The 12,655-nt window shown below is 38.9% G+C and carries 10 protein-coding genes; 1 reads left to right on the forward strand and 9 read right to left on the reverse strand.

Going from position 1 to position 12,655, the window contains the following annotated elements; all coding sequences use genetic code 11:
- Positions 1-21 precede the first annotated feature (21 nt).
- Positions 22-2,265 carry an ATP-binding cassette domain-containing protein gene (locus CUS89_RS11105; RefSeq protein WP_104872179.1) on the reverse strand — a complete coding sequence of 748 codons (2,244 nt, stop codon included), beginning with the start codon at positions 2,263-2,265 and terminating at the stop codon, positions 22-24.
- A gap of 252 nt (positions 2,266-2,517) precedes the next feature.
- Positions 2,518-3,174 carry a redox-sensing transcriptional repressor Rex gene (locus tag CUS89_RS11110; RefSeq protein ID WP_104776558.1) on the reverse strand — a complete coding sequence of 219 codons (657 nt, stop codon included), beginning with the start codon at positions 3,172-3,174 and terminating at the stop codon, positions 2,518-2,520.
- A 215-nt stretch (positions 3,175-3,389) separates the two neighbouring features.
- Between CUS89_RS11110 and CUS89_RS11115 the strand changes: the two genes are divergently transcribed.
- Complete coding sequence (locus CUS89_RS11115) at positions 3,390-5,330, forward strand: ABC-F family ATP-binding cassette domain-containing protein (RefSeq protein ID WP_104872180.1); 1,941 nt, start codon at positions 3,390-3,392, stop codon at positions 5,328-5,330.
- 74 nt (positions 5,331-5,404) lie between these two features.
- On the opposite strand, the gene rhaM is transcribed toward CUS89_RS11115, so the two are convergent.
- The 7 genes from rhaM to CUS89_RS11150 form a co-directional block, all read right to left on the reverse strand.
- Positions 5,405-5,728 carry an L-rhamnose mutarotase gene (gene rhaM, locus CUS89_RS11120; RefSeq protein ID WP_104872181.1) on the reverse strand — a complete coding sequence of 108 codons (324 nt, stop codon included), beginning with the start codon at positions 5,726-5,728 and terminating at the stop codon, positions 5,405-5,407.
- 400 nt (positions 5,729-6,128) lie between these two features.
- Entirely contained in the window at positions 6,129-7,196 is a 1,068-nt protein-coding gene (locus tag CUS89_RS11125) for a hypothetical protein (protein WP_104872182.1), read from the reverse strand.
- Between the two features lie 349 nt (positions 7,197-7,545).
- Positions 7,546-8,676 carry an ABC transporter permease gene (locus tag CUS89_RS11130; protein WP_104872183.1) on the reverse strand — a complete coding sequence of 377 codons (1,131 nt, stop codon included), beginning with the start codon at positions 8,674-8,676 and terminating at the stop codon, positions 7,546-7,548.
- Positions 8,676-9,776, reverse strand: coding sequence for an ABC transporter permease (locus CUS89_RS11135; protein ID WP_104872184.1), 1,101 nt, complete (start codon positions 9,774-9,776; stop codon positions 8,676-8,678). Before CUS89_RS11135 ends, CUS89_RS11130 begins: the two co-directional genes overlap by 1 nt.
- Positions 9,777-9,787: 11 nt before the next feature.
- Positions 9,788-10,723: an ABC transporter ATP-binding protein gene (locus tag CUS89_RS11140; protein WP_104872185.1), complete on the reverse strand. Its 936-nt coding sequence runs from the start codon at positions 10,721-10,723 to the stop codon at positions 9,788-9,790.
- A gap of 65 nt (positions 10,724-10,788) precedes the next feature.
- On the reverse strand, positions 10,789-11,919 hold the full coding sequence (locus CUS89_RS11145; RefSeq protein WP_104872186.1) for a sensor histidine kinase: 1,131 nt from the start codon (positions 11,917-11,919) through the stop codon (positions 10,789-10,791).
- A complete protein-coding gene (locus CUS89_RS11150; RefSeq protein WP_104872187.1) occupies positions 11,920-12,552 on the reverse strand; it encodes a response regulator transcription factor in 633 nt (210 codons plus the stop codon).
- Between the last annotated feature and the right edge of the window lie 103 nt (positions 12,553-12,655).

Genomic DNA, 12,655 nt, shown 5'->3' on the forward strand with positions numbered 1-12,655 from the left:
ATGACTGGTACTTCTTTTTAGTTAAACACCCGTTAAATAATGAGCTGTGATCGACTGTTCACAAGTACTGATTTTTTCTGGTATTCCTTCGTAAAGGATCTCGCCACCACGAATCCCGCCATCGATCCCCACATCGATCAACCAATCTGCCGCCTTCATGATTTCCAGATTATGCTCAATGACGATGACCGTATTTCCTTTATTGACCAACCGTTCGATGATTTCCAAGATACTCTTGATGTCTGCCATGTGTAAACCTGTCGTGGGTTCATCCATGATGTAGATATTGCCTTTTTTACTTAATTCCTTCGCTAGTTTCAACCGTTGACATTCTCCTCCAGACAATGTATTTAGCGGTTGTCCCAACGTCATATAACCTAGCCCTACTTCTAAAATTTGTTTCAATTTTCGTTGAATCGATTTTTCTTCAAAAAATGCCACCGCTTCAGTCACACTCATCGCCAGTACTTCATCGATCGATTTCTCTTTTAATTTGTACTGATAAACTTCTTCTTTGAATCGTTTACCGCCACAAGCTTGGCAAAGAACCTCTACAGAATCCATAAAAGACAATTCCATCTTGATGTGACCATGTCCTTTACAAGTTTCACATGCCCCTTCTGAATTATAAGAGAACAGTCCGGCAGAAACATTATTTTCTAACGAGAAGACCTTGCGGATATCGTTCATGATCCCTGAATAAGTCGCTGGGTTGGAACGAATATTCCCTGCAACAGCAGACTGATCGATATTGATTGCTTCCGGATACTCTTTGGCAAATACGCCGTTAACTAAACTACTTTTTCCTGAGCCAGCTACTCCGGTCACCACTGTAAAAACACCTAATGGTACTCTGAGAGAAGTATTTTTAAGGTTATGCAATGTCGATTTTGAGGTTTCAATAAACTTGTCTGTTTTTCTTGGTTCCTGTTTGAAATCTGTCATTTGTCCAAAGGCTTTTCCAGTTAATGTATCTGAAACTAGTAACCCTTCGTAACTACCTTCATAAGTGATGTATCCACCATTTTTTCCAGCTTTTGGTCCTACGTCAATAATATGATCAGCCACTTTGATGACATCGGGATCATGTTCTACGACAATGACGGTGTTTCCTTTATCACGCAGTTTGATCAGCAGTTCATTTAAGCGATGGACATCTCGTGGGTGCAAACCAATACTAGGCTCATCGAAGATATATATGACATCATTTAAACTGGAAGATAAGTGCTTGACCATTTTCACTCGCTGGCTTTCTCCTCCCGACAAAGTCGCTGTCTCCCGATCTAGAGAAACGTAATCTAACCCAATATTGATCAGATCTTGCAGTCGTGATTGGAGATTTTTCAACACTGGTTGGATCATTTCATCCGTGATCCCAGGCAATATTTCTAGGAGTTCATCCAGTTGCATCCCTAAGAAATCTGCGATCGAATACCCGTTGATCTTGCAGTCTAACACTTTTTGATTGAATCGTTTTCCCTGACATTCTGGACATCTTTGTTCATCCATGAACGCTGCGATTTTTTTCTGGGTCGCAGCAGAGCTTTCATTGCCACCTTTGATATTTGAACGATTGAAACGAGCCACTAATCCTTCATAGGTCGAACTCATTCCATCCATATACAACGAATCGATTTTTTCTCCTGAAGCATACAAGAATTTTTCCATTTCTTCTGTTGAATAGTCCTTTAATGGCTTATCATTGTCAAAAAAACCTGTGTTCGTGAAAGACTTCAATAACCAAGATCCGACTTTGTAGCCTGGAAGCAAAATCGCTCCTTCATTCAACGATTTTTCTAAATCTAGCGCTTTATCTAAGTTCAATCCAACGATTCGCCCGATTCCTTCACAGGCTGGACACATGCCGTGAGGATCATTGAACGAAAAATTCCAAGCGGGACCTAAGTGTGGTGTCCCAATACGAGAAAAAAGCAAGCGAATCAGTGGATTGATATCTGTGATCGTTCCTAATGTAGAACGAGAATTCCCACCTAAACGACTTTGATCTACGACAACTGCCATGGATAAATTGTCGATGGCGTCTGCTTCTGGCTGACTATACTTAGGTAAGAAATTTTGCACAAATTTAGAGAAATTTTCATTGAGCTGTCTTCCCGCTTCTTGGGCAATCGTATCAAAAACGATTGAAGATTTTCCCGAACCGGAGACACCTGTAAAAATCGTGATCTTTCTTTTTGGGATTTGTAAATCAAACCCTTTCAGATTGTTCTGCCTTGCATTATGTATCCTGATATATTCCTGCATCGCTGATCCTCCCGTATTCCCTCGAATTTTTGGTGAAGTATTATTATAACACAGAAACAATATATCACTATAGTAAATTTTGAAGTTTTCAGCTTTTATCTTACTAAGTTTCCAATTGAATAGTCGCCAATGAAGCAAAACATTTCTTATTTTTATCCATCTCTAAAAAGGACTATAAAAAAACAAACTATTTTTTCTAGTGAACAGAAAAATAGTTTGTCATTTACGGTTTGAATCTTCTTTGTTTTCCGATTATTCGTTGTCGTCATTCTCGTGCAAGGACGCATCGGAATGTAAGAAGTAGATCAAAGTTTGTAACTCGTTCGTCAAATCGACATTTTGGATCAACACTTCTGCTGGTGCATTGAGTCGAGCAGATGTAAAGTTCAATATCCCTTTGACCCCAGCTTCGGTCAATCGATTCACGACTTCTTGTGCATTTTCAGCAGGAATCGTTAAGATCGCCACTTCGATTTGTTGGATCTTGATTTGTTCGATCATGTCATCCATCGGATAGACTGGGATGCCATCAACGATCCGACCCACGATTTCAGGGTTCACGTCAAAAGCACAGCTGACACGGATACTATTACTTTGATGAAACTTATATTTCAACAAGGCACTTCCTAGATTACCGACCCCGATCAATGCAACGTTCGTCAATTGGTCATCATTCAAGGTTTTTGCAAAGAAATGCATCAAGTCCTCTACATCATAACCGTAACCACGTTTTCCTAGTTCGCCGAAATAGGAAAAGTCACGACGGATCGTTGCACTATCTACTTGGACTGCTTCACTTAGTTCAGTTGATGAAACTTTTTTCTTACCTGCGTTATTCAAGATTCTTAAATAACGATAATATAAAGGCAGGCGTTTTGCGGTTGCCTTTGGAATTACATGGTCTTTCACTTCATTACCTCCACTGTATTTCTTCTCGATTTATACATCATATCAGTACTTACACAAAAAAATCAATTTCGTTGCTTGTATATTGTGAATTTTTATTCTTATTCTCATTTTCCTATCTTCTTAGAACCTCGCAGTAACTATGAATTTGTGGTAGACTACAATAGAAAAAGACCATGAAATTCTAGGAGAATTCACAAAGTAGAAAAGAGGATTCGATGATACTATTACAAGCCAATCAAATCGCTCGCCATTTTGGCGCAGAGATTTTATTTGAAAATATCCACTTAGAGATCCAAACGGGCGCACGTATCGCTTTAGTCGGACGTAACGGCGCCGGTAAATCGACATTGTTAAAGATCATTGCTGGTATCGAAGCGCCAGATTTAGGTAATATCGCAAAAAACAAAACAGCTACCCTTGGTTATTTGGCCCAAGATACAGGATTAGATTCAACTGAAACAGTCTGGAACGAGATGTTAAAAGCATTTGAAGACGTACGGTTGATGGAACAACGGATGCGTGACCTTGAAGTATTCATCAGTGAAGGTACCCCTGACACGCCGGCTTATCAATCCTTCTTGAAAGAATATGATAAATTACAACATGATTTTTCTGATAAGAACGGCTATAGCTATGAAAATGAGATTCGTTCCGTATTACATGGATTCAAATTTGATCCGTCTTTTTACGAGCAAAGAATCGATACGTTATCTGGTGGTCAAAAAACAAGATTAGCTTTAGCGAGAATGCTTTTACAACATCCAGATATCTTGATCTTGGATGAACCAACGAACCACTTGGACATCGAGACACTTGCTTGGTTGGAAAACTATTTGCAAAGTTACACTGGTGCCCTTCTGATCGTCTCCCATGACCGCTATTTCTTGGATAAGGTTGCGACTGAGGTATATGAACTGAGTCGGAAAAAGATGCGTCACTACAAAGGAAATTATTCCAAATATTTAGATATGAAAGCTGAACAATTAGCTTCTGATTGGAAAGCCTATGAAAAACAACAGACAGAAATCAATAAACTCGAAGATTTTGTTGCTAGAAATCTTGTACGTGCTTCAACGACAAAGCGTGCCCAAAGCCGTCGAAAAGCACTAGAAAAAATGGAACGATTAGACCGTCCACAGGGGGATGAGAAGCAAGCACATTTTCTCTTCAACGTTGCAAAACCCTCTGGAAATGTTGTCTTGCAAGTAGAAGATGCCGCTATTGGCTACGATGGAACGGTGCTATCTGAACCGATCAACTTGGATATCCGTCGTCAAGAAGCAATCGCATTAGTGGGACCAAACGGAATCGGCAAATCTACTTTATTGAAATCGATCATCCAACAGTTGCCTTTCATCCGTGGAAAAGAAACACTTGGTACGAATGTCAGCATTGGTTATTACGACCAAGGACAAGCGGAACTGCACACTAATAAAACGATTCTAGCTGAATTGTGGGATGAACATCCAACCGTTCCAGAAAAAGATATCCGTTCGATTTTAGGCGCTTTTTTATTTTCTGGTGAAGATGTTGAAAAAACGATTCCTCTTTTAAGTGGTGGGGAAAAAGCACGTGTCGCATTGGCGAAACTAGCAATGAATCAAGAGAACTTTTTGATTTTAGATGAGCCAACCAACCACTTAGATATCGATAATAAAGAAGTGTTGGAAAATGCGTTGATCGACTATGAAGGGACACTACTCTTTGTCTCCCATGACCGCTACTTCATCAATCGTATCGCCACTAAAGTCATTGAACTCTCAGAAAATGGGAGCAAAGTCTACTTGGGGGACTATGATTATTATTTAGAAAAGAAAAAAGAAGAAGAAGAAATTGCGGAGCTATTGGCAGCTGAACAACCTGAGATCAGCACGACTTCAACCAACAAGTCCACCTACTTCCAAAGCAAAGAACAACAAAAGATGATGCGGAGCTTGCAACGCAAAATCACACAGATCGAAGAAGACATGGCTCAACTAGAAGAAACAGTTGCAGCACTTGAACAACAGATGGTCTCTCCTGCTGTATTAGATGATCATGTCAAATTGAATGAACTAAATCAAGCACTTGATGGAGCCCATCAGCAACAAGAAGAAAAGTTGACTGAATGGGAAAATCTAAGTCTTGAGTTAGAAGAAATAGAGAATACACAATAGGATCACTCAATCAATCCTATTTGATAAAAAAGCGCTGAAAGCTGGCTTTGTTGCCCTCTTCAGCGCTTTTTTCTTTAAACTTTATGATGTAGATCAAAAACATGTTTCAATTCGACAGTCACTGGAGAATGGTCGGGATTTGTTTCCATCAGATCTTCCATGAACACCCACCACTTTTGATTGATTTCTGTTTCTGGTACATGGCGCCATTTTTCTTCATCTTCAATTTCTAAATATCCAAAGAGAGTATTTGTTTCTGGATCAAGAAAAATCGAATAAGAGTGCGCACCATGTTCAGCCAACATTTCACGCATCTCCGGCCACAATTCATTGTGTCTTTTGAGATACTCTGCTTCATATCCTGGGTACAACTTCATTTTTACTGCTTTTTTGATCATGTTTATTCCCCTTTCACTGATTGTTCGATCTGCTCACTACAGAAATCATCTTTTGTTTCTTACTTGCTCCTTTATTTTCTAATTTAAAGCAAGCGTTTACAATAGCAAAAAATAAGGATAACGGTGGCAGATTCACAGGAGTTCATCATAGAACAAAAAAGCGACCGCGGTGGGTAGCCGCGGTCTAGGAGTTTATTTTTACTTGAGGAGTAAAAATGAAAAAGTATAGGGTTGTTGGTTGGTATGTATATAGAATAGAAGAAAAGTTTGAAGAATTTTCACTATAATATTTGTCTTTTGTTAGGATAATTCATTAAGAAAAAGTAAAATGCCAAGCGTTTCAGTTATTTACTATTAAAGCAATCATCCAATCGGACAAACTTTACACCTTGCTTTCCCCTTATCTAAGATAGTTAAAGTAATCGGTTCGTCTACTTCTTACTTGCTTACTTGCTTTTGCTTGCTGTTTTGAGAAACTTATCTTTTGTCGATTTCTGAAATTAAGTTTTCTCAGTTGACTTCGAATAAAGACGAATCGTCTTCTAGTATGCATTGATTTTTGTTTCTTTTGATAAATGGTTACTTTCCTATTCGCGATGATAATAGCCTTCTTATTTCTTTGTCTGGCGCTATTCTTGCTAGCATCCAGCACTGATGATAACTGATTTTTTCGACTCTGATTATCTTTTGGTGACGCTGTTCCTAATTCTGGGGTTTCCTTGTTTTTTTCTATGACGGTCATTTTTCTATTTTGAACCCTCACCTGTTCAAATACACCTACTCGTCGAGCAACATGCTCTTGTTCCAGATGTTCTTTTTTTTCTGATACGCTCTTGGATGAAAGATTAGTCAAGGGATCTTCTTGAGCATTCACTGATGGGATGGTGATTTCTTGCTTGTCCATGTCTTTCAAATATTTTTGGACCATCGGATCAAGTATAAAAAAGCTGGGTTTCGCTCGATGAGTCACTTCCTCTCTGATCTCATCCTTTAGCGGTCGATTATAGTTTGGGTTCTGTAAGCAGAAGTGGAGGATTCCCTTTCGTATATCAACGGTTTCTTCTAATGACTGAACCAAATTCGTAAGAACACTAGCATCAACATTTGCTTCGATTGTTCGATTTTTCTGTTGCTGAAATTGCTCAAGTTTTTCTTTATCGATACTTAACCATAAATGTATATAATCCGATAAATAGAAATTTTTATCGTAATACTTAGTTATTTGTTCGGTCAACTCATTTTGTCCGTTGTTTTTACAATTGTTTGCAATTTTTTCTGCTTGTTGGAGGCGGTTGATTGCGGCTTCCTTACTTGACCAATCCCCGTCTGTCTGACGTTTTAGAATTTTCTCTACTTCTTCTTTGACCGTTCTGTCGAACTCATTTAAAGAAGTTTGTTGATTTTCAATGGTCAAGGTTGATTCCTGATTTTGACTAAAGATATTTCTGATGCGTTGGCTGATGCCCATAATATCCCTCCTTGTTTCTGTCGTTAAAATGAGTATACAGTTTGTAAAGCGATTCGTTCGCCTTTCTTTTCCTATAAATGCAAAAAAAGATTTGATGGTTCTACTGATCTTAGCCAGTTCTTTTTAGGAAAACAAGTGACTGGAAGATTAGCCTCTCGTACCACCTAAAATCGAATAAAGACGGGAACAGAAGTAACCTCTTCGGAAATAAGACACCAGCCACAGAAATTTGAAAAACGATTTTCGTGGCTGGCGTCTTATTTCTCGAGGGTAAACACTTCTGTATCGGCCTCTTACTTTTCTTCTAATTTGGCGTATCCACCATGAATTGCTTCACGCTTTTTTTGGATCAGCTATATACTTCTTGCCTTGTTCTTCTCGTATATCCATATATCGCCAAACTCAGAAAGAATAGAATATAAATGACCAAGATGAGCACTTCTCTATAATTTCCTCCCCATGTTTGGCCTGATTGGAAGTTTTTGATAATCGTCAAGATCCAATATTGTGGAGTGACCATCGATACTTTCTGCATCAATTCTGGCATCACCTCATGGGGGATCAAAGCACCCGATAGTAAACTTGTGACAGTAATCAAGATACTTTGTAAAGCTGCTGCCACACTTGTACTTGGGGCAAGCACACCAATCGCAATCGACCAACCTACCGCTAGTAAACTAAATAGACTTAGTAGGCAAATCAAGTCAAAAGCACTTAACCCAGGGTCGATGTTGAATAGACTTGTCATGACGACAACAGCTAAAATCACTTGGATCAGCATAGCCAATGTCGCAAAGATCGTTGTCCCGATAAAATATGTGCTTTTAGCTACCGAAGTCGTCATCAAACGTGTATAAATTTTATTGCGTCGTTCTTGTTGGATCGTCGTTGTCCCAAAATTACCAGCTTGGAAAAGAAGCATCATCAACAAAAAGCCAACGATTTGCACAGACATTCGTTCGGTCGTTGCGCTTTGATCTACTTGATTGATCTCGATTTCTGTCGATTCTTTCAATCGTTCAAGCGGTTCGTCCTCCCCTCCAGCTTCTGCTAACAAATGGATACTAGAAACTTCTGCTAACGCACGTTGGATCAACCGGTCGACATTCTCCAACAACTCTCCTTTTTGGAATGTCCGGAGAGAAATTTTCGTATTTTCAGAAACATTTTCTTGGTAGCCTTTAGGGATTGTGATAACTGCCACCGCATTTTGCCGTGAAAGAACTTGATCGATTTCTTCTACTGAACCAATTTCCTGAACGCTGACTCGTTTTGCCAAACTTTCAATAAGCAATTCACTATAGGATGAGCGATCTTGATCGACTACCCCTACCGTCAGTAGATTCGTTTCTTGATCTCCATAAGCAAAAAGATAAAGGACGACACTCAAGAAAGGAATTCCTAAAAGAAACAAGATTTGCAATGGTCGATTTTTCCAAAGAACCAACCGTTCTCTAACGATCCAAACGATATCTCTCATTAGAATACCTCCCTTTTATCTAAAATGACGACTGACGACATGAGTAAAACAAACAATAACCCAAAATTCCCATAGATACCTAACCATTGCAAGGGATTGTCGGTCCACAAACTTTCTCTGACAGATGCTAAGACCCAACCTAATGGTGAGAACCCCATCATTGTTTCATTCGTTGGAAAATAGGCACCACCTAAAAATCCAGTGAGTTGAATAAATATCTGGGTAACGCCAGAACCAATTCTTTTTTCATCACGATCCCCAATGGTTTCTAAAAATAAACCGAGTGCGAGAAAACTGCCCATAAGTGCGATTAAGTTGAGATAAGAAAAGCCAAACCTTAGATACCAAGGAACATCAAATAAAAATTGAGAGATGAGCATCAAGATCAACACCACGAGCATCCCAAAGAAGAAGTGACCGAAAAATGTCGAAAAAATGATTGTTTTACGGCCAAGTGGTGTGATTAATTCTCTTTGCACGGTTCCATGTTGTCGTGCCTCTCGAAACATACTCAGACCAATTTCAGAAAAATATAAAACAAATAGACTGATCATGGCAATCGCATAGTATTGGTAGGACGTTGCAGTTTCTCGTTGATTTTCTTGATCGACGACGATCGCATCTGTAAACTGGTTTTCTGAAACTAAGCCAGCGGTTGCCGGCAAGTGCTGTTCTTTAATAATACTTTGTCGTTTGATTTCCTGTACGATTTCTACTAGATAGCTTTGAAGAATCGTTTTTTCTACATTGGACAATTCCCGACTCTGCACCTCGACATGATCTGAAAAGTGCAAGTAAGCGTCCGCTTCTTGTTGTCTTATATTCGCTAATCCTTCTTTTTCGTTTGCCACTTCTTCAAAATGAATAGCACCTTCAGTAAAAGAAGTCACTTGCTGGAATATCTCACGAACTTCTTGATCTTCTACTTGATATTGCACCGTCAATGGCTCCATATCAGAGGTTATATCATTATTGAATACACCTTGGAGGACTGCCCCTAGAATAAACATCAACGTGATCGGAAAAGCAAGATAATAAATGTAATTGGATTTCTCACGAAAGTTTTGTATCAGGGTACGGATAATTATTTTTTCATTCATACTCACTCCTCCTAATCACGTAGATTACGTCCAGTCAAACTAAGAAAAACGGTTTCTAAATCTGGAGCTTGTTGCAGTACATCGACTACTCTAACTTCTTGCTTGATCAGTATCATTAATATTTGATTCAATAATTTGCTTTCAAGCACCGTCACGATCTGTACTTGTTGTTTGTCGAGTGAAACATTGATGACTCCATTGATAGTATTGATTTCTTCTATATCCAATGCCTCTGGATTCTCTACAGTGATTTGGAGATTGATTTTATCCGTGACGAGATTCACTAATTCTTCCTCACTACCGATAGCAATCACTTGTCCTTTATCGATAATGACGATTTCATCTGCCAAACGTGCGACTTCTTCCATATAGTGACTCGTATAGATGATCGTTGTACCATTTTCTTTCATATTTTCAATTGCATCTAAAATATAATTTCTAGATTGCGGATCGATCCCTACCGTAGGTTCATCCATGATCAGTAAAGCAGGCCGATGGGCAATCGCCATTGCAATATTCAATCGTCGTTGCATCCCACCAGAAAACGCACTCGGGCGCTCTTTTCTTCGTTCGTACAAATCAACCGTTCTCAATGCCTCTTCCACATTCTTTTTTAGTTCTTCTCCCCTGATTCCATAAAGCCCGCAAAAAAAGCGAACATTTTCTTCAGCAGACAAATCATAATAAATCGCTAACTCTTGCGGAACTACCCCTAAATTTCGCCTAAGCTCTCTTTTTCCCTCGGTCATCTCTTCTGAAAACAACTGAACTGTTCCAGATGTCTTATTCAATAAACCAGTAATCATATTGATAACGGTTGACTTTCCTGCGCCATTTGGTCCTAACAACCCTAAAATCGTTCCTTCAGGTACTTCAAATGACACACCGTCCACAGCAATTTTCTGCCCAAATTTTTTAGTCAATTTTTGCACGCTCAGTATATTCATTTAATCACTCCTTTCCTTTATTTTATAAAAAAAAGAGAAGCTGCAATAGTACAGTTTCTCATGACTTACGAATTAGAAATCTCATGTTCTTCATCAAAAGGTAAAATCGTGGTGACGTGAAATCCATTCGTTCCATCGATCAACAATTTACCATTCAACATTGCCGTTCGCTCTTCCATTCCTACGATCCCAAGACCTTTACGATAGTCCAATGCCCTTTTTCCATTGTTCTTCGATTCAAATCGTAAAAATTTTTGATACACATGTAGGCGCACCGTCACCGTAGAAGCTTCACTATATTTCAGCGTATTCGTCAAGAATTCTTTCAAATTCGCCGCCAATACCTGCCAATGAAAGCGACTGATTTTATCTAAAGAACCGCTATATTGGAAATCCACGATAATCTGGTGAGCCTCGGAGAAACGTTGGAGTTCTGCCTTTACTTTATTGATATTCAAGGTTTCATTCTTTGGTTGCTCGTCATGTAACACATTTCGGACTTCGTTGATCGACTTTCTCAAACGATCAGCAGATTGGCTCAATAATTGATGCGCTTGTTCCGGTTGTTCTCGATTGATGACCTTCGCCGCTTCTATTTGGATCAAACTACTCGTTAAGTCGTGTCCAAGATGGTCATGGATTTCATGGATGATACGTTGTCTTTCTACTAATGTTGCTTCTTTTTGCATCGCTTCAGCATTCAAAGTGCTTTGTGAAAAGAGTTTTGATAACTTGTTTCGTTCTATCCGTAAATAATCGGAAGAAGCAGTTAATTCTTCTTGCTGTTTCATCATTTTTTCCGCAGCCCAAACGATACTGATCATCCCACTGACCCATAGTAAAAAGAGAAAATAAAGTGAGGAAGAGAGAAAAAAGCTGCCAACACTATAACTGACTAAGGCTACAAATAAAAGTACCCATGACTTTTGCAAGCAAAAATAACCTTGCATCAAGGAAAGTGGCAATAGAAAAATTGCTTGTTCGACAAAAATCAAACTCAATAGAACAGTAATCAATTGCAAAGTAACAAACCACGGTCGATATTTTTGAAAACTTTCTCCTAAGAAAAAAAAGGTCAACCACAACATGCTTAAACTAATGATAACCATCAAAATGATGGAAGATGTTTGATAGACCACCAGTCCGATCAAACCAATGATCGATAGTAAGTTGATCGATAATTTGATTGCTTGCATCTACGTCATGACCTCACCTGTGAGAACATAGATCGCTAATTGAGTACGATGATCCAAGTTCAGTTTTTTTAAAATCATTGAAAGATTGTTATGGACAGTTCCTTCACTTAAAAATAGTGTTTGTGCAATCACTTTATTCGTCATTCCTTTTGCGACTAAGTAGGCAATTTCTTGCTCTCGCTCCGTCAATAAGGAGAGATCTGCTTCTTGCTGATTCTTGTTATCTGATTGTTGCGTTGCCTTCACAAGGACTTCTTTCGAAAGAATCGTTTGACCTTGTAATACACTCTTGATTGCTTGAATCACCGCTTCAGGAGGAGTCGTTTTCAGCAGATAACCACTCGCACCATTACGTATCCCTTCTTCTATATAACGATCTTCATCAAACGTAGTTAAAATGATGACAGGTATCTGGTATTCTTCCGTAATCTGTTTCGTAGCGGTGACGCCATCCATCCCTGGCATTCGGACATCCATCAATACGATATCTACTTGATTTTTTCCGCAAAAATCAATGGCTGTGCGCCCATCATGACAAATACCCACTACTTGAAAATCTATTGTACTTTCTAAAATAATTTTTAAGCCGCTTGTGATCAGTGCACTATCATCTACTAATAAAATATTTGTCATAGTGATTCTCCATTTTTTTATTTTAAGCAAATAGGAGCAACAAGCAAACAAATCAAAAAGTGTTGGCTGCTACTTACGAAAGTAGCCTGCGCATTTGTTACCT

It is taken from the genome of Enterococcus mundtii (genome assembly GCF_002947535.1).
Lineage (GTDB): Bacteria > Bacillota > Bacilli > Lactobacillales > Enterococcaceae > Enterococcus_B > Enterococcus_B mundtii_B.

Coding starts and splice junctions, on each gene's coding strand:
- CUS89_RS11105 (WP_104872179.1), bottom strand. CDS start 2,265: ATGCAGGAATATATCAGGATACATAATGCAAGGCAGAACAATCTGAAA.
- CUS89_RS11115 (WP_104872180.1), top strand. CDS start 3,390: ATGATACTATTACAAGCCAATCAAATCGCTCGCCATTTTGGCGCAGAG.
- rhaM (WP_104872181.1), bottom strand. CDS start 5,728: ATGATCAAAAAAGCAGTAAAAATGAAGTTGTACCCAGGATATGAAGCA.
- CUS89_RS11125 (WP_104872182.1), bottom strand. CDS start 7,196: ATGGGCATCAGCCAACGCATCAGAAATATCTTTAGTCAAAATCAGGAA.
- CUS89_RS11130 (WP_104872183.1), bottom strand. CDS start 8,676: ATGAGAGATATCGTTTGGATCGTTAGAGAACGGTTGGTTCTTTGGAAA.
- CUS89_RS11135 (WP_104872184.1), bottom strand. CDS start 9,776: ATGAATGAAAAAATAATTATCCGTACCCTGATACAAAACTTTCGTGAG.
- CUS89_RS11140 (WP_104872185.1), bottom strand. CDS start 10,723: ATGAATATACTGAGCGTGCAAAAATTGACTAAAAAATTTGGGCAGAAA.
- CUS89_RS11145 (WP_104872186.1), bottom strand. CDS start 11,919: ATGCAAGCAATCAAATTATCGATCAACTTACTATCGATCATTGGTTTG.
- CUS89_RS11150 (WP_104872187.1), bottom strand. CDS start 12,552: ATGACAAATATTTTATTAGTAGATGATAGTGCACTGATCACAAGCGGC.